The sequence below is a fragment of the Bradyrhizobium sp. Ken51 genome (genome assembly GCF_055807435.1).
Window position 1 is genome coordinate 61002 of sequence record NZ_JBVVPB010000020.1, and the last position, 22019, is coordinate 83020.

The following is a 22019-nucleotide window of genomic DNA, read 5'->3' on the forward strand; positions in this document are numbered from 1 at the left end:
GCGCTTTGCGCGTCCCGGAACGACGGTGGAGTTAGGCCCCCGGCAGATCGAGGATGCGCTTTGCGACAATGCCGAGCATGACCTCGGTGGTGCCGCCTTCGATCGAGTTGGCCTTGGTTCGCAGCCAAGCACGCGGCCGAGCGCCTTGCTTCGAGCGATCGCTCTCCCATTCCAGCGCATCAACGCCGCCGGCCGACATCAGGATCTCGTAACGGCGCTTGTTGAGCTCGGTGCCGTAATATTTCATCGCCGACGAGAACGCCGGATGCGCCTGGCCCGCCTTGGCGAGATCGACCGCGCGCTCTGCGCAAGCTGCAAGGGCAGCTTCGTCGACGTCGAAGCTGGCGATCCGGCCGCGCAGCATGGAATCGTCGAGCCGCCCCTGCGCATCGGTGCCGACGGAATCGGCTGCGATCTGGCCGAGCGGACGGCCGACGCCGCGTTCGCCCATGCCGGAGATCATCGCGCGCTCATGCTGGAGCAGATATTTTGCGACGTCCCAGCCGCGATTGACGATGCCGACCACATGCGATTTCGGCACGCGGACATTGTCGAAGAACGTCTCGCAGAACGGCGAGTAGCCGGAGATAAGGAGGATCGGCTTGGTCGTCACGCCCTTTGAGGTCATGTCGAACAGGATGAAGCTGATGCCGTCGTGCTTCTTCGCGGCGGGATCGGTGCGGACGAGGCAGAAGATCCAGTCGGCGTAGTTGGCGTAGGACGTCCAGATCTTCGACCCCGTGATCACGAAATCATCGCCATCGCTCTCGGCGCGGGTCTGGAGCGACGCGAGATCGGAGCCGGCGTTCGGCTCGGAATAGCCCTGGCACCAGCGGATCAAGCCCGCCGCGATTTTCGGCAGGTGCTCTTTCTTCTGGGCATCGTTGCCGTATTTCAAAAGCGCCGGCCCGAGCATCCAGATGCCGAAGCTCGACAGCGGCGGCCGCGCGACGATTCGTCCCATCTCCGCGCGCAGCACCTTGTGCTCGGCAGCGCTCAGGCCACCGCCGCCATATTCTTTCGGCCAATCAGGCACGGTCCAGCCCTTGTCGCGCATGCGCTCGAACCAGATGCGCTGCGGCTCGGACGAAAACTTTGCGTTACGTCCGCCCCAGAACACGTCGGCATCTGATGTTGCGGGCTTGCGCATCTCCGGCGGGCAGTTGGCCTCGAGCCACGCACGTGTTTCGCTGCGGAATGTTTCGAGATCGGCGGTCTCAGTCTCGCTGGTCCTGGAGTCAGTCATTGGTCGTTTCCATCAATTAAAATCGGCTTGTTGGGCGCGACTCTGGGCCAAGCTCCCGCGGAATTCAACCACTTCCGTGTCACGCATCGGCTATAGTCGCGACTACGGCGAGCTTGAAAACAAAGAGGAAACAACAATGCGCCTGAAGCTTCTTTCGCCTGGCGAAATGAACGAGAGCCAGCGGCAGACATATGACGAGTCGATTGCCGGCAAGCGCGGCAAGCCGCCGGCGCCGATGATGGCCTGGCTCAATAGCCCCGACATGGCCCGTCACGCCACGCGGCTCGGCGAGGTCCTGCGCTACGACACGATCTTCCCCGCGAAGCTCGCGGAGATCGCGATCCTGGTGACGGCGCGGCACTGGACCGCGCATTACGAATGGTATGCGCACAAGCGCCTCGCGCTTGCCGGCGGCATGAAGCCCGACATCATCGACGCCATCCGCGACCGCCGCACGCCCGTCTTCGACGATCCCAAGGCCAAGATGATCTACGACGTTGCGAAGTCGCTGCATGAGGGCCACGGCGTCGAGAAGGGCCTCTATGACGCGGCGGTGAAGCTGCTCGGCGAGCGCGGCGTGGTCGAGGTGATTGGTCTCTGCGGCTATTACACCTTGGTGTCGATGACGCTGAACACGTTTGAGTTCGAGCTGCCGGAGGGCGAGTTGCGGGAGCTGTCATAGTTTCGCATATGGAAACGCTGGGTTTCGGGATAGGTCAGTAGCAATGCTCCGAGGCTCGCCTTATGTGGGAATGGTCAACGGAGCAACCACATGTCGCAGAACCAAGCCGTCGCCGCCGGCACCAGGATCGGCCACGTTCACCTCAAGGTCGCCGATCTCGACCGCGCGCTCGGCTTCTATTGCGGCGTGCTCGGTTTCGAGCTGATGCAGCGCATGGGCTCCGGCGCGGCCTTCATCTCGGCCGGCGGCTATCATCACCACATCGGGCTCAACACCTGGGAGAGCAAAGGCGGCTCGCCGCCGCTGCCAGGCACGACCGGGCTCTATCACACCGCGATCCTCTATCCGACGCGGTCCGCGCTGGCGGATGCGCTGCACCGCGTGCTCTCGGCCGGCATCGCGCTCGACGGGGCCAGCGACCATGGCGTGTCCGAAGCGCTCTATTTGCGCGATCCGGACCAGAATGGCGTGGAGCTGTATTGGGACAAGCCGCGGGAGCAATGGCCGTTCGGGCCGGATGGCAAGCTGTCGATGTTTACGAAGCGACTGGATGTGGAGGAGCTGCTGAAGCAGCGGGACGCGTGACGCCGTAGTGATTGCGTAGGGTGGGTTAGCCGAAGGCGTAACCCACCTCTTTCGCCTCCGCGGAGGCAAACAATGGTGGGTTACGCTTCGCTAACCCACCCTACGAAAGCTTTGCTCGCGGCTTCCCCCGCACCATGATCAACGCCGCCGCTGCTACCTCCAGGGCAATACACAGATAGAACGGCAGCTCATAGCCACCGGAGAAGTCGCGCAGAAAGCCGACCACGCCGGGGCCGAACGCATAGGTCACCTGGTTGATCGCGGTGTTGAGGCTGATCAGCACTCCGAACGAGGCGGAATCGAATTCCTGCTGTACGATCAGCGACGGCAGCGTGATGAGATTGCCGACCGAGAAGCCGAACAATGCGCAGGCGGCGATCAGCACGTAGTCATTGTGCAAATTGATGACGACGAGAAGCGCCGCGGCCTGACTCAGGAACGACAGCGCCGAGGCGAGCCGCTGGTTGAGACGGTCGATCACCAGCGAGAACAGCACCCTGCCGATCACCGCCATCGCGGTCAGCACCGCAACCGCGACGGCCGCGCGTTCGCGCCCGATCACGGGATCGAGGAACGAGATCAGGTGGACGATGAAGCCGACCTGCGCGAACAGCACCAAAGCAAAGGCAATGGTCACCGTGAGGAAGCCGACATCGCGCAACGCCTGGTTGCGGATTTGCGCCGACGATTGCGGCTTCGTTTTCGTCGCGGCGCGCCGTCCGTGGAGATCGGGCGGGCGGCCGACGACAATCAGGATCGCTGGCAGGAGCAGCACCAGCATGGCGCCGGCGACGGTGAACATCGCGCTGGCGAAGCCGACATGACCAATCAGGGTCACCAGCAGCGGCACGCCGACGATGCCGCCGAAGCTTGCGCCGTTCAGCGCGAGGCTGATGGCCATGCCGCGCTTGTGGTCGAACCACAGGCTGATCGTGTTGGTGATCATGGCCAAACTCGTGCCGGCCCAGCCGAAGGCGAGCACGGCATTCGCGAGATAAAGCTGCCACGGCTCGCGCACCGCGCCGATCGCGACCGCCGCAGCCGACATCGCCAGCGTCCCCGCGATCAGGCCGAGACGCGGGCCGTATTTGTTGACGGCCTCGCCGACGAAGACGACGAGCAGCGCGCCGAACAGATAGAAGAACGTCGTGGCGGATGAGATCAGCGAGGCCGACCAGCCGTGCGCGCGCTGGAGCTCGGCGACATAAACGCTCTGGCCGTAGAAGCCGAGCCCCCAGCCGAAGGTCGCGAGCAGGAAGCAGACCGCAACGATGCGCCAGCCTTCGTAGCGGAGCGAGGATTCGTCGACGGATGCGTCGTATCGGGGGTTGTCGAGCATTTGCGCTTGTCCTTCGTTTCCCCCGCGAGCGCCGTGCTTCACGCTCGCCTGTTCATGACGAGCATCATGTAACAACCCAGACATCGGAAATCACTTCGACCTGGATCGAACTATCAACGCTGCTGACAGCCTCCCGCCACCTCAGATCGCATCCGGGAACTCGCCCATGGCCGCGTCCAGCCGCGCCTTGCGGCGGCGGGCAAAGGACGCCAGCGAGAGCACGGCGAGACCGAGTGCTACCGGTGGGAACACCACCATGTTCACTGCGGACCAGCCGTAACTGGCGAGCAATTGGCCGGACGAGAACGAGCCGATCGCCATCATGCCGAACACCAGGAAATCGTTGAAGGCCTGCACCTTGTTGCGCTCCTGCGGCCGGTGCGTCTCCAAGACCAGCGCTGAGGCGCCGATGAAGGAGAAATTCCAGCCGATACCGAGCACGATCAGCGTGGCCCAGAAATGCATCGCGGTGATGCCGGACAGGCCGATGCCGGCCGCGCCGGCCTCCAGCAGCAGGCCGGCGGCAACGACCTTCCGCGCGCCGAAGCGGGCTATCAGCGCGCCCGTGAAGAAGCTCGGCCCGTACATGGCGACGATGTGCCATTGAATGCCGAAATTGGAATCGGAAACGCTCAAGCCGCACAGCTTCATGGCGAGCGGCGCCGAGGTCATTACCAGATTCATCATGGGGTAGGAGATGACGCCGCACAGCGCCGCCGCGATGAAGCGCGGCTGGGTCACGATGTCGAGCAGCGGCCGCCCGCCGTGAAGATCGGCCGGCGCCGGCTTCGGCATGTCGACGCCGGCGACGATGCCCATGGCGATGAGCGCGACAGCCGCCTGGACCAGGAAGCTGAAGGCGAACAGATAAGGCTGCCAGACATCCATGGTCCATTGCACGAGCTGCGGACCGAGCACGCCGGCGAACACGCCGCCCGCCATCACCCAGGACACCGCCTTGGGTCGATAGGCAGCACTGGCGCCGTCGGCGGCAGCAAAGCGATAGGACTGCGCCACCGCGCCGTAGAGGCCGCCGAGAAAAGTCGCCAGACAGAACAACGGAAACGAAGCGTGCAGGATCGCGAAACAGCCGAGCAAACCGGTCAGCGCGCCCAGACCGGTGCCGACGATGAAAGCGACGCGGCGGCCGAAGCGTCGCGAGATCGCGCCGGTCGGCAGCGTGCCGGCGGCGAGGCCGAGCACATACATCGAGATAGGCACTGTCGCGAACGAGACGTCGGGCGCGAGCGTCGCGCCGACGATCGCGCCGGTGGCGAAGATCACGGCAGAGTTGGCGCCGGTCAGCGCCTGCGCGGCGGCAAGGCGCACCACATTGCCGCGCACGCGAGCGTCGGCGGCGATCTCATTGGCTGCAGTCACATCCAGCATCGGCATTTCCGCCCCAACGGGCATTCGAGGGGCTTCAAAGGCTTTCAAGGGCTCGCTTGATTCCCGGCACTATGGCGGGGCGCGGGAGGGCGGGCAACCGGCGCAAACGGGCGCAGGCCATGTCTCTGACGCAATCGGGCCGATGATAATGGGCCGCGCACTTGACGGCTTGCGCTTGATCAAATCCTATCCGCCGCGACCTTCCGGAGTTTCGTTCATGTCCGTCGACGACAGGCCTACGCTCAGCGCTCCCGACGACGATCCCTGGCTCTGGCTGGAGGAGATCGAAGGCAAGCAGGCGCTCGATTTCGTCACGCGGCAGAACAGCTTGACGCTCGACGCGTTCGGCGGAGCGGCCTTCGCGCGCGACCGCGATATCCTCGCGGCGATCTACGATCGTCCGGACAACATTCCCTATGTCAGCCGGCGCGGCGACGAACTGCACAATCTCTGGAAGGACGCCACCAACCCGCGCGGCCTGTGGCGGAAGACTTCGCTTGCGGAGTTCCGCAAACCGCATCCCACGTGGGAGATCATGCTGGATGTCGACCAGCTCGCGGTGCGCGAAGGCGAGGACTGGCTGCTGAGCGGCATCACCACACAGAAGGGAAGCGCGCGCGCCATTTTGAGTCTGTCGCGCGGTGGCAGCGACGCCGTCACCTTGCGGGAATTCGACCTCGACACCAAGAGTTTCGTTGCGGACGGATTTGCGCTGTCGGAAGCCAAGGGCGGCGCCGATTGGCTCGATGCCGACACGCTGCTGCTGTCGAGCGCCCATGGCGAAGGCATGGCGACGAGTTCAGGATATTCGCGGACGGTTCGCCTGTGGCGGCGTGGGCAGCCTGTCGATCAGGCGCAAACGATCATCGAGACCACGGCCGATCACATGGCGATCTCCGGCATGGTCGACGACACCGCCGCGCCCCCGCGCAGCTGGATCGTCGACCAGATCGATTTCTTTAATCATGCGCTCTGGCTGCGCGATGCCGACGGCACGACGACGAAGCTCGATCTGCCGACCGGCATCTGGATGCAGGCGCATGGCGACTGGTTCGCGATGAAGCTGCGCGAAGCCTGGTCGATCGAGGGCAGAACCTATGCCGCCGATACCGTGCTCGGCATGTCGCTCTCGGCGTTCCTTGCCGGCAGCCGCGATTTCGCGGCGTTGTTCGAGCCGGAACCTCGCCGCGCCCTGCAGGGTCTGTTCTGGGCTGGGGGCAGGCTGGTGCTGTCGATCCTCGACGAGCTCCAGCCGCAATTCGAGATCTGTACGCCGTCCGCCACAAGCTGGAGCCGCGCGTCGCTCGGCGGCCTGCCGCAGATCGGCGTCGTCGATATCTGGCCGCTGGATCGCCATCCCTCCGAGAGCAACGGCGACTTGCTTGCCAACGTGCAGGATCCGCTGACGCCGCCGTCGCTGCTGCTGATGGAGCGCGGCGTCGCGAGCCCGACCGTGTTGAAGCAGGCGCCGAAAACATTCAACGCGGACGGTCTTGTGGTGACCCAGCACGAGGCGATCTCGATCGACGGCGAGCGCATTCCCTATGTGCAGACCGGCCCCAGCGGCGAGACCGGCGATGCACCGGTCTATATGAGCGCCTATGGCGGCTTCGCCCATTCGGTGAAGCCGTATTACAACGCATCGCTGGGCAAGCTGTGGCTGGAGCGCGGCGGCACGACGGTGCAGGCGAATTTGCGCGGCGGCGGCGAATTCGGCACACGCTGGCACGATGCCGGCCGGCTCGCCGGAAAGAAGCTGTCGCATGATGATTTCGCCGCCGTTGCCGCCGATCTCGTCCGCCGCGGCGTGACGACAGCAAAGCGCATCGCCGCACAGGGCGGATCGAACGGCGGCATCCTCATCACCAACATGCTGGTGCGATACCCCGATCGTTTCGGCGCGCTGTTCTGCACCATCCCGCTGGTCGACATGCGCCGCTACACAAAACTGCTCGCGGGCGCGAGCTGGATTGCGGAATATGGCGATCCCGACAAGCCGGAGGAGTGGGACTGGCTGAAGACCTACTCCGCCTATCACAACGTCAAAGCCGGCCAACCCTATCCGCCAATCCTGATCGCCACCACGCGGCGCGACGACCGTGTCCATCCCGGGCATGCGCGCAAGATGGCGGCAAAGCTCCAGGCCCTGGGCTACGAGGCCCGGTTTTACGAGCCTGAAGCGGGCGGCCACGGCTACGGCAAGGACAACAAGGAGCGCGCGGGGTTCGAGGTGATTGGTTTTCGGTTTTTGAAAGACAAGATCGGGTGGAAGGACGAGGGCTAGCGTTTGCGGGGCTGACGTTTCGGCATCGTCATGGCCGGGCTTGCCCCGGCCATCCACGCCTTGGCTGGTGCACGAAGAACGTGGATGCCCGGGACAAGCCCGGGCATGACGACGTCCTATCGCGCGAATACCAAGGTCAGATTATTCGCCGGCATGTCGATCGTATCGACGAGGCGAAGACCTGCGCCGCGGGCGAGCGCCTCGACATCGCTGATGTCACGCACGCCCCAGTCGGGATTGCCTTCACGCAGGGACGTGTCGAACACGGCATTGCTGAGCGCGATGTGCTTGCCGCCGCGCTTGAACGGGCCGTAAAGGAACAGCTCGCCGTCGGCCCGCAAATAGCGGCCGGCGCCGGCGAACAGGCCCTCGGCGACGCTCCATGGCGCGATGTGGATGACATTGGCGCAGAACACCGCGGCAAGACTTGACGGCGCCTGCCCGCTTTTCATCTCCGGGCACCAATCGGGATCGGTGAGATCGATCCGCAGCGGCGAACGGATGTTTTTCAGGCCTGAATGAATGCGCCAAGCCTCGATGCTCTTGAGATGGCGCTGGTTGAGATCGCTGGGCCACCAGATCAGGCCGGGCGTGTGACGGGCGAAATAGACCACGTGCTGGCCGGTTCCGCTGCCGAGCTCGACCACATTGCCGGTGCAGCCGGCGAGATGCTGTTCCAGTGCCGCCCAGAGCGGCTCGTGATTGCGATGAAATGCCGGTGCGTCGAGCCGCCCATCGGACTCGACCCGACCGCCATCCCTGCCGAATTCGACGACATATTCAGCCAAGTGAGGTCCCCTTGAAAAAACGAGAACGCGATGAAAACAGGTTGAGCGGCAAAACGCTCAGGAACAGCCGGCCCGCGCCACGCCCTAAACTCTCGGGCCAAATCGGCTGAACAAATAATCTCATTAGTTGCAATGGGGAAGATATTAACTCCATTTTGTCGCGTGCATAGTCTTGATTGTCAGACGGTGCCCTTTGTGCTTTGGAACGCTTCTATTTCGCCACGAGACCAACGCTATAACGCCTCGGAATGACGCCTTGACCGCCTTTTCCCGGACGCCCGTTCTGTTCTTCTTGCTGGCCATTTCCGCCGGCCTCGCCAGCCCGGCGTGGGCGCAGTCCGCTGTGGCCGACGGCCGGAAACTCGCTTTCGACCGCGGCAAGGGCAATTGCCTGACCTGCCATGTCATCAGGGGTGGCGACCTGCCGGGAACGATCGGGCCGGAACTGAAGGACCTCAAGGCCAAGTACCCCGATCGCAACGAGCTGGCCGCGATCATCTTCGACGAGACCAAGCGCAATCCGCAGACCATGATGCCGCCGTTCGGCCGGAACCGGATTTTGACCGAACAGGAGATCAGCGCGATCGTTGATTTCCTGCAGACCCTGTGACTTCAGGCACGAGATTGCCCAGGAGACCCGAGATGACCACACTCACCGGCCCTACCGCGACGCGGCGCCTGATCCTTCAGGGCGCAGCCTCGGTCGCGCTGCTCGGCCTCGGCAATCTGCCGTTCGGTGCCGCTCCCGCGCGGGCCGCGGCCAACGACAAATATCCGGAAGAGGCCTTCAAGCAGAAGGGCGAGGCGGATGCCATCAAGGCGCTCTACGGCAAAACCGCCGAGCCCTCCGACAAGATCAAGCTGGACGCCCCCGAGATCGCCGAAAACGGCGGCGTGGTGCCGATCTCGGTGACGACGACGCTCGACAAGGTCACCTCGATCTCGTTCTTCGTGGCCGAGAACCCGAACGCGCTGGCCGCGTCCTACAGGATTCCCGAAGGCACGATCCCTGCTGTCGCCAACCGCTTGAAGATGGCCAAGACCACCAACGTGGTCGCGATCGTGGAGGCCGACGGCAAGCTCTACAGCGCGACCAAGGAAGTCAAAGTCACCGTCGGCGGCTGCGGCGGCTAAGCGAGGAAGTTCGAGATGGCATCCAGCATTCGCGTCCGCGCCACCGCCAACGGCGACATCACGGAGGTGCAGGCGCTGATCCAGCACCCCATGGATACCGGCTTCGTCAAGGACGCCAAAGGCGAGCTGATCCCGGCGCATTACATCCAGCAGCTGAAATTCGAATGTAACGGCAAGGACGTCTTCGTTGCCGATTGGGGCACCGCGATCTCGAAGGACCCCTACGTCAAGTTCAGCTTCAAGGGGGCCAAGAAGGGCGACGATCTCAAGGTCTCCTGGACGGATAACAAGGGTGCGTCGGATACGACCACCGCGAAGATCTCGTGATGACGGCCCGTACCTCCATCCTGCTTGGTTCGCTGAGCGCCGCGCTCGTCGCGTTGGCCCTCACCTCTCCGCGCGTGGTGGCGGCCGACAAGGTCGATCCCGTTGCCGATGCCAAGGCATTCCAGAACTTCTTCTTTCAGAAATTCCCGACCGTGAAGCACGAGGACTTCGTCAACGGCCCCTATTCCATGAACGAGGACATGAAGCGGCAGTGGCAGGAGAAGGAGGAATTCCCGCCCTACGAGTTCGCGCTCGACGCCGGCAAGGAGATGTTCGCCACCCCGTTCAAGAACGGCAAGACCTATGCCGACTGCTTCCCGAACGGCGGCATCGGCATCCGCCAGAACTATCCTTATTTCGACGAGAAGGAAGGCAAGGTCGTCACGCTGGAACTGGCGCTCAACCGCTGCCGCGAGGCCAATGGCGAGGCGCCCTATTCCTACGTCAAGGATGAGATGGCCTCGCTCACCGCCTACATGGCCTTCACCTCGCGCGGCAAGCCGATGGACATCAAGATCCCCGACGATCCTCGCGCGCTCGCGGCCTTCGAGAACGGCAAGCGCTATTTCTACACGCGCCGCGGCCAGATGAATTTCTCCTGCGCGAGCTGCCATGTGCAGAGCCCGGGCGAGCGCATCCGCGCCGAGATCCTGGCGCCGGCGCTCGGCATTCTGAACGCGATGCCGATCTACCGCTCCGAATGGAGCGGCATGGGCACGACCAGCCGCCGCTTCGTCACCTGCAACAGCCAGACCCGCGCGGTTCCGCTGGAGCCGCAGGCGGATGAATACCGCGATGTCGAATATTTCCTGTCCTACGTCGCCAACGGCCTGCCGATATCGGGACCGGGAGCGCGGCCATGAACCGGTCACTTGCCGTCGCCATGTTCCTCGCCTTGCTGCTCGCTTTGGGCCTCGCGCCAGCGGCGCGCGCGGCGAATGAGGCAGACTACAAGACGGCCTATTCCGCCGCCGAAGCTGCCGCGAAGGAGGCTGCCAGCTTGCGCCACCAATGGACCGTGACCGTCTCGGCGCTGGCCGCCGCAAAGAAGGCAGCCGATGGCGGCGATTTCGACCGCGCCGTGGCCGCAGCGAGGGAGGCCGAGGCGCTGGCGAAGGCGTCGATCTTCCAGGCGATTTCCGAAAAAGAAGCCTGGAAGGCGATGGAAATCCGCTAGACTGTTCGCTCCTGCAACAGCCTTGCGACCATGAGAGGGCGCGGAGAATTTCTGGATGGCGATCCGCCGCCGCGATTTCCTGAAGAATGCAGGCCTTGCTGCCGCATCGCTCAGCCTGCCGCGGCTTGCGCGCGGTGCTGAGGCCGCGAGCATTTACGACCTCGAACGGTTCGGCAATGCGCGCATCCTTCACCTCACCGACACCCATGCGCAACTCAATCCGGTCTATTTTCGCGAGCCCAGCGTCAATATCGGGATCGGCGAGATGGCCGGACGGCCGCCGCATCTGGTCGGCCGCGCCTTCCTCGACCGCTTCGGCATCAGGCCCGACAGCGCGGACGCCTATGCCTTCAGCTGCTTCGAGTTCGAGAAGTCCGCAGGCCGCTTCGGCAAGCTCGGTGGCTTCGCCCATCTGAAGACGCTGATCGACCGCTTGCGCGGCGATGCCGGCGAAAAACGCTCCGTGCTCGTCGACGGCGGCGATCTCTGGCAAGGCACGGGACTCGCCAATATCATGCAGGGCCGCGACATGGTCGAGGCCGCAAACCTGCTCGGTATCGAGGCGATGACCGGGCATTGGGAATTCACCTACGGCGAGCAGGCGCTGCGCGACAATCTCGCGCGCTTCAAGGGCGAGTTCCTGGCGCAGAACGTTTTCCTGACCGAGGAAGCCGCATTCAACGACGCCCCCGCCTTCGACAGGGCGACGGGACGCGTGTTCAAGCCCTCCGTGATCAAGGAGCTCGGCGGCCATCGCGTCGCCATCGTCGGCCAGGCCTTCCCTTACGTGCCGATCGCGCATCCCAAACGATTCACGCCGGACTGGACCTTCGGCATCCGCGAGGAAGAACTCCAGAAGCATGTCGATGGCATGCGCGGCACCGACAAGGTCGATGCGGTCATCCTGCTGTCGCACAACGGCATGGACGTCGATCTCAAGCTCGCAAGCCGCGTCACCGGCATCGACGTCATCCTCGGTGGCCACACCCATGATGCGATCCCGCAGCCGATCGCAGTGAAGAATGCGAGCGGCACCACGCTCGTCACCAATGCCGGATCCAACGGAAAATTCCTTGCCGTGCTCGATCTCGCGCTCGACAAAGGCAAGGTCGGCGACGTCAGATATCATCTGCTGCCGGTCTATTCCGAGCTGTTGAAGCCCGATCCTGGGATGGCAGAACTGATCGGCCGGCTGCGGGCGCCCTTCGTTACCGATTGGTCGGACAAGATCGCGGCGCCCGATCGCCTGCTGTATCGCCGCGATAATTTCGCCGGCCCGGTCGACGAGCTGATCTGCAGTGCGCTGCGCACCGAGCTCGACGCCGAGATCGCGCTGTCGCCGGGCTTCCGCTGGGGCGTCACCGCCCTCTCCGGCCAGCCGCTGACAATGGAGGATTTGCTGGCGGAAACCGCCATCAGCTATCCCGAGAGCTATGTGCAGGAGATGACCGGCGCGCAGATCAAGGACGTGCTGGAAGACGTCTGCGACAATCTCTTCAATACCGATCCTTATTACCAGCAGGGCGGCGACATGGTGCGCGCCGGCGGGCTCAGCTACACCTGCACGCCGACGGCGGCGATCGGCAGCCGCATCTCGGAGCTGAAGCTCAATGGCGGCAAGGCGCTCAGTGCCAGCCACCGCTACAAGGTCGCGGGCTGGGCCTCGGTCAACGGCCAGCAGGGCGCGCCGGTGTGGGATGTGGTGGCAAAATATCTGCGCTCGGGCCGGATGTTTCAGGAGCGGCTCGGCTCCGGCGTCACGCTGAAAGGCGTCGAGGGCAATCCGGGCATCGCAGGACAGGGATGATGCGGGCGCAAACCCTATCCGCGATGCTGCTGGCGCTGCTCGCATGGACGGCGACGCCGACGGCTTTTGCGCAACAGGTGCCGCTCCAGGACAAGCCGTTCGCCGAGCACAAGATCGTGCTGCAGCTCTCCGATGGCGAGGCGAGGAAGCAGGCTCTGGTGCTCAGCGTCGCCAACAATTTGCTGAAGGCCTACGACCCCGACAAGGTCGCGATCGAGGTGGTGGCGTTCGGTCCCGACATTGATCTCCTGTTGTCAGGCAGCGAGCGCCGCAAGCAGGTCGAGAGCCTGATCGCGCAAGGCGTACGCTTCGACATCTGCCTCAACACCGTCGACACGATCGAGCGGGAGACGGGCAAGCGGCCGGATTTCATCCCCTCGGCGACACCGGTGCAGGTCGGGGTGGGGCAGATCCTGTTTCTCAGCGAGAACGGGTACACATTGGTGCGGCCCTGAGCCTTTTGTCGGGGCAAAGCGTCGCGGCACACTCGGTGTCATCGCCCGCGAAGGCGGGCGATCCAGTACTCCGAGACGGCGAGGGTACGGAGAGGGCGCGGCTGGATTCCCCGCCTTCGCGGGGAATGACAGCGGTGGCCGGGTGACGCCCGCCCGCCCGTCACAGGAATAAAAATCTTCCAAATTTTCTTGCTTACACAGTGAATTGCTTCTCTTGTGAGCCCGAAATGTAGTAGAATCTCCGGGTAATTCACGCCGGGTCTTGCCATGATTTTCCGCCAGCTCTTCGACAGTGTTTCGGGTACCTACAGCTATCTCCTGGCGAGCCGCGCCGGCGGCGAGGCGCTGATCCTCGATCCCGTGCTGGAGAAGGTCGACCGCTACTGCCAGCTGCTGCGCGAGCTTGATCTCAAGCTGGTCAAGGCCGTGGATACCCATCTACATGCCGACCACGTCACCGGCCTTGGCGAGCTGCGCGATCGCACCCATTGCATGACGGTGATGGGCGACCAGACCAAGGCCGACGTGGTGGCGATGCGGGTTGCCGACGGCGACAAGGTGACGATCGAGGGCCTGGCGCTCGACGTGATGTACACGCCTGGCCACACCGACGATTCCTATTCCTATTTGATGGGCGACCGCGTCTTCACCGGCGACACGCTGCTGATCCGCGGCACCGGCCGCACCGATTTCCAGAACGGCTCGTCGCGCGCGCAGTACGATTCGATCTTCAACCGCCTGCTCAAGCTGCCCGACGAGACCATGGTGTTCCCGGCGCATGACTACAAGGGCGACACCGTCTCCACCATCGGCGAGGAGAAGCGCTACAATCCACGGCTCCAAGTGCGCTCGGTCGACGACTATATCGAGCTGATGGCCAATCTGAAGCTGCCCAATCCGAAGATGATGGACGTCGCGGTGCCCGCCAACATGCATGTCGGCCTGCACCAGGAGGAGCTGGAGAAAGAGGGTCGCGCGCTCCGCGCCGTCGAGGCGATCCGCAGCCTCGGCCGTCCCGATATCCTGCTGGTCGATTTGCGCGAGACCAATGAGCGCATGAAGCACGGCATGCTCGAAGGCGCACTGCATACGCCCTATCCGTCCGTTGAAGACAGCCTCAAGCCCGGCGGCATGCTGCGCGAGGTCGCGGCCGCCACCGGCCGCCGCGTCGTGTTCTTCTGCGCCTTCGGCGAACGCTCTGCGATGGCTGTCGCCGCCGCCAAGGAGGCCGGGCTCACCAACACCGCCCACATCGCCGGCGGTATCGATGCCTGGAAGAAGGCCGGCGGCCCGGTGGTGCACTGAGCGCCCTTGCCGCCGTTCTTGAGATAAATCAGCAGCTGCCCATATATTCAGGCTAGGACGGATGCAGCATCACCATCCGGGACCAGCCATGGCCAAGATCGGCAAGCCGAGCGCGCCGCCCAAAATTGCGGACAACACGCCAGCAAAAGACAAGGCGAAGAAGCCTCCGCCTCCGCGCGACACCGAAGATGATGATTACGAAGACGGCGACATCGCGACACCGAAGCGCGACCGCTACGGGCCGGATGACGAGCCGTTTTGAGGGGTAGCGGCTTGTGTTTTGACGGCCCGCGCCTCCTCTCCGCCGTCGTCTTGGCGAAGGCCAGGACCCATACCGCGTGATCCCTCGATCGTGGATGCTCGCAGTACCGGACCACGAGTTTTCGCCAAACTGGTTCCTGGGAATGGGTCCTAGCTTTCGCCAGGACGACGGCGGGGAATCTCCTGCCCCGCGCTACTGCCATGCGCCTGCGTTCATGGACAAATAACCGCTCTGCCCGATAGTTTGCGCGTCTCCAAAGGACGTGAAACGGAACTGCAATGGTCGACGTTCTCGCCGCACCGCAACAAGGCAAGGCGGACAGCGCGCTACGCACGCTGACGGGAATTTCGATCGCGCATTGGGTCAGCCATTTCCATCTGCTGGTCCTGCCGATGCTGTTTCCCTTCCTCAAGAATCAACTCGGCGTCGGCTATGTCGAGCTCGGGTTTGCACTGACCGTGTCGGCCGTGGTGTCGGGGCTGACGCAGGCGCCGACCGGTTATCTCGTCGACCATTTTGGCGCGCGAAAGATTTTGCTGGGCGGTCTTACCCTCGGCGGCTTCGCGCTGATCCTGCTCGGCCTGCATCTGAGCTACACCTCGCTGATCGCCTGCGCCGTGCTGCTCGGGCTCGCCAATAGCGTTTACCATCCCGCCGATTACGCCATCCTCGCCGAGCACATGGACGAAGCACGGATGGGCCGCGCCTTCTCGATCCACACCTTTGCAGGCTATTTCGGCGGCGCGGTGGCGCCGGCGATCGTCGCCGCACTGGTCATCGTGTCCGGCGGTGCCGGTGCGCTGATCGCATCGGGCGCGATCGGCGTTCTGGTCGCGCTGTTGCTGGTGACGATGAACATTCCCGATGCCGGCGCGCACAACACCAAGCCGGGCACCGAGAGCGCACCCAAACAGGCCGTGATCACGCCGGCGCTGATCACGCTGACGGCGCTGTTCATGCTGCTCAGCCTGTCGGTCGCCGGCATCAACAATTTCGGCGTGGTGGCGCTGATGAGTGGCTATGGCGTGACCTATTCCGCGGCCAATGTCGCGCTCACCGCTTTCCTCGGTGCAAGCGCCGCCGGCGTGCTCGCGGGCGGCTTCCTTGCCGACCACACCGAGCGCCACGGCTATGTCGCCGCCGCTTGCTTTGCCGCAAACGCGGCGATCGTGCTGCTGATCGCGCTGGTCACGCTGCCGGGCTGGGCGCTGACCGCCACGATGGCGGCCGCGGGATTCCTCTCCGGCGTGATCGCGCCCTCGCGCGACATGCTGGTGCGCAATGCAGCACCTCCCGGCGCGGCCGGTCGCGCCTTCGGCATCGTCTCCACCGGCTTCAATCTCGGCGGCATCGTCAGCCCGCTGCTGTTCGGCTGGATCATGGACCAGAGCGCGCCGCACTGGGTGTTCGGCGCGTCCGTGATCTTCATGGTCGCGACAGTGGTGCTGTCGCCGTTCACGGAGCGGAAGCGGAAAATCGCGGCTTGAGCAACACTCAATTGTCGTCCCGGCGAAGGCCGGGATGACAGTTGTGGTAGGGGGGCGAGGATGCGCCCTTACGTCGGCGACACCGCGCTCTTCAGCGGCGCTGCCTGCGGCGTAGCACCACCGGTGAGCCTCGCCTTTTCCGTGTTCGGCCAGAGCAGGAGCAGCCCGAGCAGGCCGGAGCCGACCATGATCGCGGCGTTGATGGTGAAGCCGGTCATGTAGCCGTCGAGCATGCTGCCGGCGCGCTGGATCACGCTGCCCATCACGAGCGGCGCGATGATGCCCGAAAGGGTATAGAGCGCACCGTAGATCGCGAGAACCGCGCCGCGCTGCGACGTCGGCGTGAACTCGCCGAGCATGGGCGGGCAGACGACGTAGATCGCGCCGCACAGGCCGGAGCCGACCACGAGCAGGGCGATCTGAAGGCCCGCGCCTTGGACGTGCGGCATCATCGCGAGGATCAGGCCGCCGACGATCAGCGGCACCGAGCCGAGCACGCCGCGGGAGATCCGCGACGTGTAGCCGCGTGCCAGCATCACCTGCGAGATCCAGCCCGTGAGAATGACGACGGTCGCCCCGAACACCCAGGGAAGGATCGAGACGAAGCCCGCCTGAGACTGCGAGAAGCCGAGGCCCTTGACGATGAAGGGCGTGAACCAGGTGAGCCCGAGCGACAGCGCCCAATAGGCGCCGAAGGTCGCGGTCACGCAGCCGATGAAGGTGCGCGATGTCAGAAGCTGAAGATAGGGTATTTTAGGTTCGATCACGGCCGATGCGTGGGTGTCCAGCGGGCCTTCCTTGCCAAGTGCGAGCCAGGCGGCGACCCAGATCAAGCCGACGATTCCGAGCGCGCCGAACGCATAGTGCCAGGAATGATTGACGATGATCCAGTTCAGCGCCGGCACCGCTAGGATCACGCCGAAGGCCGACCCCTGCGACAGGATCGCGGTCGGCATCGTGCGCTTCTCGTCGGGGAACCATTTGTAGACCGCGTGCATCGCCACCGAGGCCGCCGGGCCTTCGCCGGCGCCGAGCACGATGCGGCAGATCAGGAGCGTGGTGAAAGAGACGGTGCCGACCATCGGAAACTGCGTCAGCGCCCAGATCACCGCGAGCGTCAGCAGCACCCAGCGGGTCGGTACCTTGTTGACGATGAAGCCGACCACGATCGCCGAGATCGAGAACAGGAAGAAGAACGACGAGCCGAGCAGACCGAACTGCTCGGGCTCGAGCTTCAGCTCCGTCATGATCGGAACGCCCGCAAGACCGACGACGATCTTGTCGGCGAAGTTCACCAGCATGAAAAGAAACAGGAGAAATGTAACGGTCCAGGCACCCTTCGGCGTTTCCTTGGACATTTCCTTGGGCGTGCCTGTCATCTTGCCCGCCGCGGGCTGCGTTGCCTGAGCGCTCATCGTTCTCCCCGTCGTCCCTTTTTGGCACTTTTTTGATGTGGTCCTCTTAGGAGCTAACAACGGCTTCAATACCAACGCAACCCGGCATTTCCGCAGCAAGTGTGCTACGCAGCAATTCCGCTAATTCCGTCCGGCGCCATTCATCGTGCTGAGCATCCGAAACCTCTCCAAAACGTTCTCTTCGGCCGGTGAGCCGGTCCATGTCCTGCGCGGCGTCGATCTCGACCTCAAGGCCGGCGAACGCGTCGCACTGACCGGCGAGTCCGGCAGCGGCAAGAGCACGCTGTTGCACCTGATCGCGGGGCTCGATGCCGCCGATGGCGGCACGATCCGGCTGGAAGACACCGAGGTCACCAAATTGTCCGATGCGGGACGCGCGGGACTGCGGCGCGACCGGATCGGCCTGGTGTTTCAACAGTACAATCTGATCCCAAGTCTGTCGGTCGGGGACAATCTGGCGTTTCAGGCGCGGATCGCCGGCCCGTACGACGCAGCCTGGTACGAGGAGCTGATCGAGCGTCTCGGGCTCGGCGGCCTGCTCAAGCGGTATCCAGAACAATTATCGGGCGGACAGCAGCAACGGGTCGCGATCGGCCGGGCCTTGGCAATAAAGCCGTTGTTGCTGCTGGCGGACGAGCCGACCGGCAATCTCGACGAGGCCACTGCCGAGGACGTGCTTGCCCTGACGCGCGACCTCGTCACGCGCACCGGCTGCGGCTTTCTGATGGTGACGCATAGCCTGCATTTGGCCGCGACACTCGATCGCCACGTCAATCTGCATGCCGGGCGAATCGCATGAGGCGCGCGCTCTGGGTCCTCGCCGTGCTGCTCAGCCATTGGCGGCGCCACAAGATGCAGTTCGCGACGCTCCTGATCGGGCTGATCGCGGCGACCGCGCTATGGAGCGGCGTGCAGGCGATCAACCAGCAGGCCCGCAACGCCTATGATCGCGCCGCGGCAACCTTCGGCGGCGCGCGCACGCCGATGCTGGTCGCGCCTGATGCCGCCACCTTTCCGCAGGAGCTGTTCGTCAAGCTCCGTCGCGCCGGCTGGCCGGTCTCGCCGATGCTGGAAGGACGGGTCCAGGTCAACGGGCGCTCGGTCCGGCTGCTCGGCATCGAGCCGGTGACGCTGCCGGTCGATGTCGGCAATGCACCGCGCCTCGGCGCCGCCGATCTGAGCAGCTTCGTCGCACCGCCGGGCCAGACGCTGGTGGCGAAGGAAACGCTGAGCGATTTGCAGGAGCAGGAGGGCGCGGCACCAGCGATCAGCAATGGCGCAAAACTGCCGCCGCTGCGCGTGCTGCCGCAGCTCGTGCCCGATGTGCTGGTGGTCGATATCGGCGTGGCACAGCGGCTGCTGAACAAGCCCGACCAGATCTCGCGACTGCTGATCGGCAAACCGAAGGGCAAGCCCGCGCCATTGGCGAACGTCGTCGGCCATCGCTTGCAGCGGGTCGAGCCGGATGCGGAGACCGAGCTGGAGCGTCTCACCGACAGCTTTCATCTCAACCTCACCGCGTTCGGCCTGCTGTCGTTCTTCGTCGGTCTTTTCATCGTCAATTCAGCCGTCGGCCTCGCCTTCGAGCAGCGGCTGCCGATGCTACGCACGCTGCGGGCCTGCGGTGCCTCGGCGCGACTGGTCAACACCGTGCTGGTGGTCGAGCTCGTGGCGCTGTCGCTGGTCGCAGGCCTGATCGGGCTTGCCTGCGGCTATTTCATTGCGGCCGCGCTCCTGCCCGACGTCGCGGCGTCTCTGCGTGGACTCTATGGCGCGCAAATCCCGGGGCAGCTCAGCTTGCGACCTGAATGGTGGCTCGCCGGGATCGGCATCAGCATTGCCGGCGCGCTGGTGGCCGCGGCGACCAGCCTGATCAAGGCTGTCAGGATGCCGGTGCTGGCGACCGCGCAGCCGCGCGCCTGGCAACAGAGGCAGCGCCGCTGGCTGATCCTGCAAAGCGGAGCAGCCTGCGCCGTGTTCGCGGTCGCGCTATTGCTGCTCCAGTACGGGCAATCGCTGATCGCCGGCTTTGGCGTGCTGGCAGCGCTGATGTTCGGCGCCGCGTTGATCCTGCCCGCGTTCCTCGAACTCATCCTGCTGGCCGGACAGCGTTTGGCGCGGAGGCCGCTCGCCCTGTGGTTCTGGGCGGACAGCCGGCAGCAGCTCTCGGGTTTGTCGCTGGCACTGATGGCGCTGCTGCTCGCGCTCGCCGTCAATGTCGGGGTGTCCACCATGGTGGAAACGTTCAGCCGCACTTTTGTTGGCTGGCTCAACGGACGGCTCGCAGCCGATGTCTACATCAGCGCCTCCGACAATGCCAAAGGCGTCGCGATCCGCGACTGGCTGAAGGAGCGCAGCGATGTCCAGGCGATCCTGTCGGGCGGACGTGCCGAGACGCAGGTACAGGGCCAGCCGGTGGAGCTGCTCGGCCTGCCCGATCATGCGCTCTATCGCGAGCGCTGGCCGCTGCTGGAAGCCGCGCCGCGTGCCTGGACCCGGCTCATACCCGGCAATGCCGCCTTCATCAGCGAGCAGCTGAGCCGCCGCCTCAACGTCCGCGTCGGCGACGTCGTTGACGTTCCGGCGCCGGGCGGAAGCTGGCAGCTCGACATCGTCGGCATCTATGCCGACTACGGCAACCCCAAGGGCCAGCTTGCGGTGAATGTCGCGGCGCTGATCCGGCAATTTCCGCAGACGCCGCAGACACGAATCGGTCTGATCGTCGCGAAGGAGAATATCCCCGGCCTGATCGCAGCGCTGCAGAAGCAGTTTGCGCTCGACGATCGCAGCGTCGCCGACCAGGCCACGGTGAAGGCGGAGTCGATCCGGATCTTCAACCGCACCTTCGCGGTGACTTCGGCGCTGAACGCGTTCACGCTCGGCGTCGCCGGGATCGCGCTTCTGACCAGCCTTCTCACGTTGGCGAATTCCCGCCTGCCGCAGCTTGCGCCGCTCTGGGCGATCGGCATCACGCGGCCGCGCCTTGCCGCGATCGAATTGACCAAGACGCTGTCGGTCGCGCTGTTCACGTCGCTTCTGGCCGTGCCGCTCGGGCTATTGGTGGCGTGGTGCCTGATCGCGATCGTCAACGTGAAGGCGTTCGGCTGGCGGCTGCCGTTCCATGTGTTTCCCTTGCAATTGGTCGAACTGGTCGCAGTCGCGCTGTTCGCCTCGTTGCTTGCCGCCCTGCTGCCGATGATCCGATTGGCCCGGATGCAACCGGCGAGCCTCGTCAAGGTGTTTGCCAATGAGCGCTGACAGGATCTCCCGGCGCGCCTTCGCCGGCGGCATCGCCGCGCTCGCTCTCGCGCGGCGCACACATGCGCAGGGCTATGCCGGCCTCGGTGAAACCGCCGACGGGTTTGCGAAGGTCGAGCCGGGAAAGACGTTCGCCTTTCCGGGCGATCACGGGCCGCATCCGGAGTTTCGCATCGAGTGGTGGTATCTCACGGCGAATCTTGTCGATAGCAGCGGCGCGGCTTGCGGCCTGCAATGGACGCTGTTCCGTCAGGCGACGCAGCCCGGACCGCAAGGCGAGGGCTGGGCCAACCAGCAGGTGTGGATGGCGCATGCCGCGGTGACGCGTGCCGACACCCACCGCTTCAATGAGCTGTTTTCCCGCGGCGGTGTAGGACAGGCCGGCGTCACCGCGAAACCGTTCTTAGCCTGGATCGACGATTGGGAGATGAACGGATCCGAGCGCACCGACGATCGCTCCTTGGCACCGCTGACGCTGAAAGCCTCCGGCACCGACTTCGGCTACGCGTTGACGTTGGAGGCCGATCATCCAGTGGTGTTGCAGGGCGATCGTGGCTACAGCCGCAAGTCGGAGCGCGGACAGGCCTCCTATTATTACAGCCAGCCGTTCTATCGCGCCCGCGGCACGCTCACCATCGACGACAGGCCGGTCGATATTTCCGGTCAGGCCTGGATGGACCGCGAATGGAGCAGCCAGCCGCTCGACACCGACCAGACCGGCTGGGACTGGCTGTCGCTGCATCTTTCATCCGGCGACAAGCTGATGCTGTACCGGCTGCGCCAGAAGGACGGCCAGAATCATCCGTTCGGCAACTGGATCTCCGCCGCCGGCGACACGCACATGATCGCGGGCGACGACATCCAGATGACTCCGAAGGCGACCGCCGAGGTCGCGGGACGCAAGCTGCCGGTGGAATGGCTGATCGCGATCCCCTCGCGGTCGTTCTCGATCGTGTGCAAGCCGCTCAATCCAAAGGCGTGGATGGGGACCGGTTTTTCCTATTTGGAAGGACCGATCAGCTTTGCCGGTTCGCATGACGGCGTTGGCTATCTCGAGCTGACCGGGTATTGAACCGGGA

General features: G+C 64.4%; 21 protein-coding genes. 16 read left to right on the forward strand and 5 right to left on the reverse strand.

The genetic code is table 11. From position 1 onward, the window contains the following. Positions 1-31: 31 nt before the first annotated feature. Positions 32-1246 (reverse strand): acyl-CoA dehydrogenase family protein, encoded by a 1215-nt coding sequence (locus AC0L27_RS28535; protein ID WP_473321026.1) that lies wholly within the window; start codon positions 1244-1246, stop codon positions 32-34. Between the two features lie 136 nt (positions 1247-1382). Here AC0L27_RS28535 and AC0L27_RS28540 point away from each other — a divergent pair, with 136 nt between their 5' ends. Beyond that, on the forward strand, positions 1383-1928 hold the full coding sequence (locus AC0L27_RS28540; RefSeq protein WP_354206038.1) for a carboxymuconolactone decarboxylase family protein: 546 nt from the start codon (positions 1383-1385) through the stop codon (positions 1926-1928). A 90-nt stretch (positions 1929-2018) separates the two neighbouring features. After that, on the forward strand, positions 2019-2513 hold the full coding sequence (locus tag AC0L27_RS28545) for a VOC family protein (RefSeq protein ID WP_354206036.1): 495 nt from the start codon (positions 2019-2021) through the stop codon (positions 2511-2513). A gap of 100 nt (positions 2514-2613) precedes the next feature. On the opposite strand, the gene AC0L27_RS28550 is transcribed toward AC0L27_RS28545, so the two are convergent. Beyond that, positions 2614-3852: an MFS transporter gene (locus tag AC0L27_RS28550; protein WP_473321028.1), complete on the reverse strand. Its 1239-nt coding sequence runs from the start codon at positions 3850-3852 to the stop codon at positions 2614-2616. Positions 3853-3993: 141 nt separating this feature from the next. Continuing rightward, a complete protein-coding gene (locus AC0L27_RS28555) occupies positions 3994-5241 on the reverse strand; it encodes an MFS transporter (protein WP_354206032.1) in 1248 nt (415 codons plus the stop codon). Positions 5242-5458: 217 nt separating this feature from the next. Between AC0L27_RS28555 and AC0L27_RS28560 the strand changes: the two genes are divergently transcribed. Continuing rightward, entirely contained in the window at positions 5459-7525 is a 2067-nt protein-coding gene (locus AC0L27_RS28560; RefSeq protein ID WP_473321030.1) for a prolyl oligopeptidase family serine peptidase, read from the forward strand. 116 nt (positions 7526-7641) lie between these two features. On the opposite strand, the gene AC0L27_RS28565 is transcribed toward AC0L27_RS28560, so the two are convergent. Further along, positions 7642-8313 (reverse strand): DUF938 domain-containing protein, encoded by a 672-nt coding sequence (locus AC0L27_RS28565; RefSeq protein WP_354206028.1) that lies wholly within the window; start codon positions 8311-8313, stop codon positions 7642-7644. Positions 8314-8569: 256 nt separating this feature from the next. Here AC0L27_RS28565 and soxX point away from each other — a divergent pair, with 256 nt between their 5' ends. The 10 genes from soxX (at position 8570) to AC0L27_RS28615 (ending at position 16267) form a co-directional block, all read left to right on the forward strand. Next, positions 8570-8923: a sulfur oxidation c-type cytochrome SoxX gene (gene soxX, locus AC0L27_RS28570; protein ID WP_354206026.1), complete on the forward strand. Its 354-nt coding sequence runs from the start codon at positions 8570-8572 to the stop codon at positions 8921-8923. Between the two features lie 32 nt (positions 8924-8955). Beyond that, complete coding sequence (gene soxY / locus AC0L27_RS28575; RefSeq protein ID WP_354206023.1) at positions 8956-9447, forward strand: thiosulfate oxidation carrier protein SoxY; 492 nt, start codon at positions 8956-8958, stop codon at positions 9445-9447. Between the two features lie 15 nt (positions 9448-9462). Then, positions 9463-9774, forward strand: a complete 312-nt coding sequence (soxZ, locus tag AC0L27_RS28580) for a thiosulfate oxidation carrier complex protein SoxZ (protein ID WP_007598011.1) — start codon at positions 9463-9465, stop codon at positions 9772-9774. Continuing rightward, entirely contained in the window at positions 9774-10637 is an 864-nt protein-coding gene (gene soxA / locus AC0L27_RS28585; RefSeq protein WP_354206021.1) for a sulfur oxidation c-type cytochrome SoxA, read from the forward strand. Before soxZ ends, soxA begins: the two co-directional genes overlap by 1 nt. Next, entirely contained in the window at positions 10634-10951 is a 318-nt protein-coding gene (locus AC0L27_RS28590) for a hypothetical protein (RefSeq protein ID WP_354206020.1), read from the forward strand. The genes soxA and AC0L27_RS28590 overlap by 4 nt, the downstream gene beginning before the upstream one ends. A gap of 55 nt (positions 10952-11006) precedes the next feature. Continuing rightward, complete coding sequence (gene soxB / locus AC0L27_RS28595) at positions 11007-12758, forward strand: thiosulfohydrolase SoxB (protein ID WP_473321035.1); 1752 nt, start codon at positions 11007-11009, stop codon at positions 12756-12758. Beyond that, on the forward strand, positions 12755-13213 hold the full coding sequence (locus tag AC0L27_RS28600; protein WP_354206016.1) for a DsrE family protein: 459 nt from the start codon (positions 12755-12757) through the stop codon (positions 13211-13213). The genes soxB and AC0L27_RS28600 overlap by 4 nt, the downstream gene beginning before the upstream one ends. A 267-nt stretch (positions 13214-13480) precedes the next feature. Continuing rightward, positions 13481-14518 carry an MBL fold metallo-hydrolase gene (locus AC0L27_RS28605; protein ID WP_354063836.1) on the forward strand — a complete coding sequence of 346 codons (1038 nt, stop codon included), beginning with the start codon at positions 13481-13483 and terminating at the stop codon, positions 14516-14518. Between the two features lie 88 nt (positions 14519-14606). Next, positions 14607-14780 (forward strand): hypothetical protein, encoded by a 174-nt coding sequence (locus AC0L27_RS28610; RefSeq protein WP_354063834.1) that lies wholly within the window; start codon positions 14607-14609, stop codon positions 14778-14780. Positions 14781-15058: 278 nt separating this feature from the next. Continuing rightward, positions 15059-16267, forward strand: coding sequence for an MFS transporter (locus AC0L27_RS28615; protein WP_354063832.1), 1209 nt, complete (start codon positions 15059-15061; stop codon positions 16265-16267). Between the two features lie 68 nt (positions 16268-16335). On the opposite strand, the gene AC0L27_RS28620 is transcribed toward AC0L27_RS28615, so the two are convergent. Then, entirely contained in the window at positions 16336-17682 is a 1347-nt protein-coding gene (locus AC0L27_RS28620) for an MFS transporter (RefSeq protein ID WP_354206013.1), read from the reverse strand. A gap of 145 nt (positions 17683-17827) precedes the next feature. Here AC0L27_RS28620 and AC0L27_RS28625 point away from each other — a divergent pair, with 145 nt between their 5' ends. The 3 genes from AC0L27_RS28625 to AC0L27_RS28635 are packed head-to-tail and all read left to right on the forward strand — an operon-like array spanning position 17828 to position 22012. Further along, positions 17828-18481 carry an ABC transporter ATP-binding protein gene (locus AC0L27_RS28625; RefSeq protein ID WP_354206011.1) on the forward strand — a complete coding sequence of 218 codons (654 nt, stop codon included), beginning with the start codon at positions 17828-17830 and terminating at the stop codon, positions 18479-18481. Next, entirely contained in the window at positions 18478-20940 is a 2463-nt protein-coding gene (locus tag AC0L27_RS28630) for an FtsX-like permease family protein (RefSeq protein ID WP_354206009.1), read from the forward strand. Before AC0L27_RS28625 ends, AC0L27_RS28630 begins: the two co-directional genes overlap by 4 nt. Then, positions 20930-22012 (forward strand): lipocalin-like domain-containing protein, encoded by a 1083-nt coding sequence (locus AC0L27_RS28635; protein WP_473321040.1) that lies wholly within the window; start codon positions 20930-20932, stop codon positions 22010-22012. The genes AC0L27_RS28630 and AC0L27_RS28635 overlap by 11 nt, the downstream gene beginning before the upstream one ends. The last annotated feature ends 7 nt before the right edge of the window (positions 22013-22019 follow it).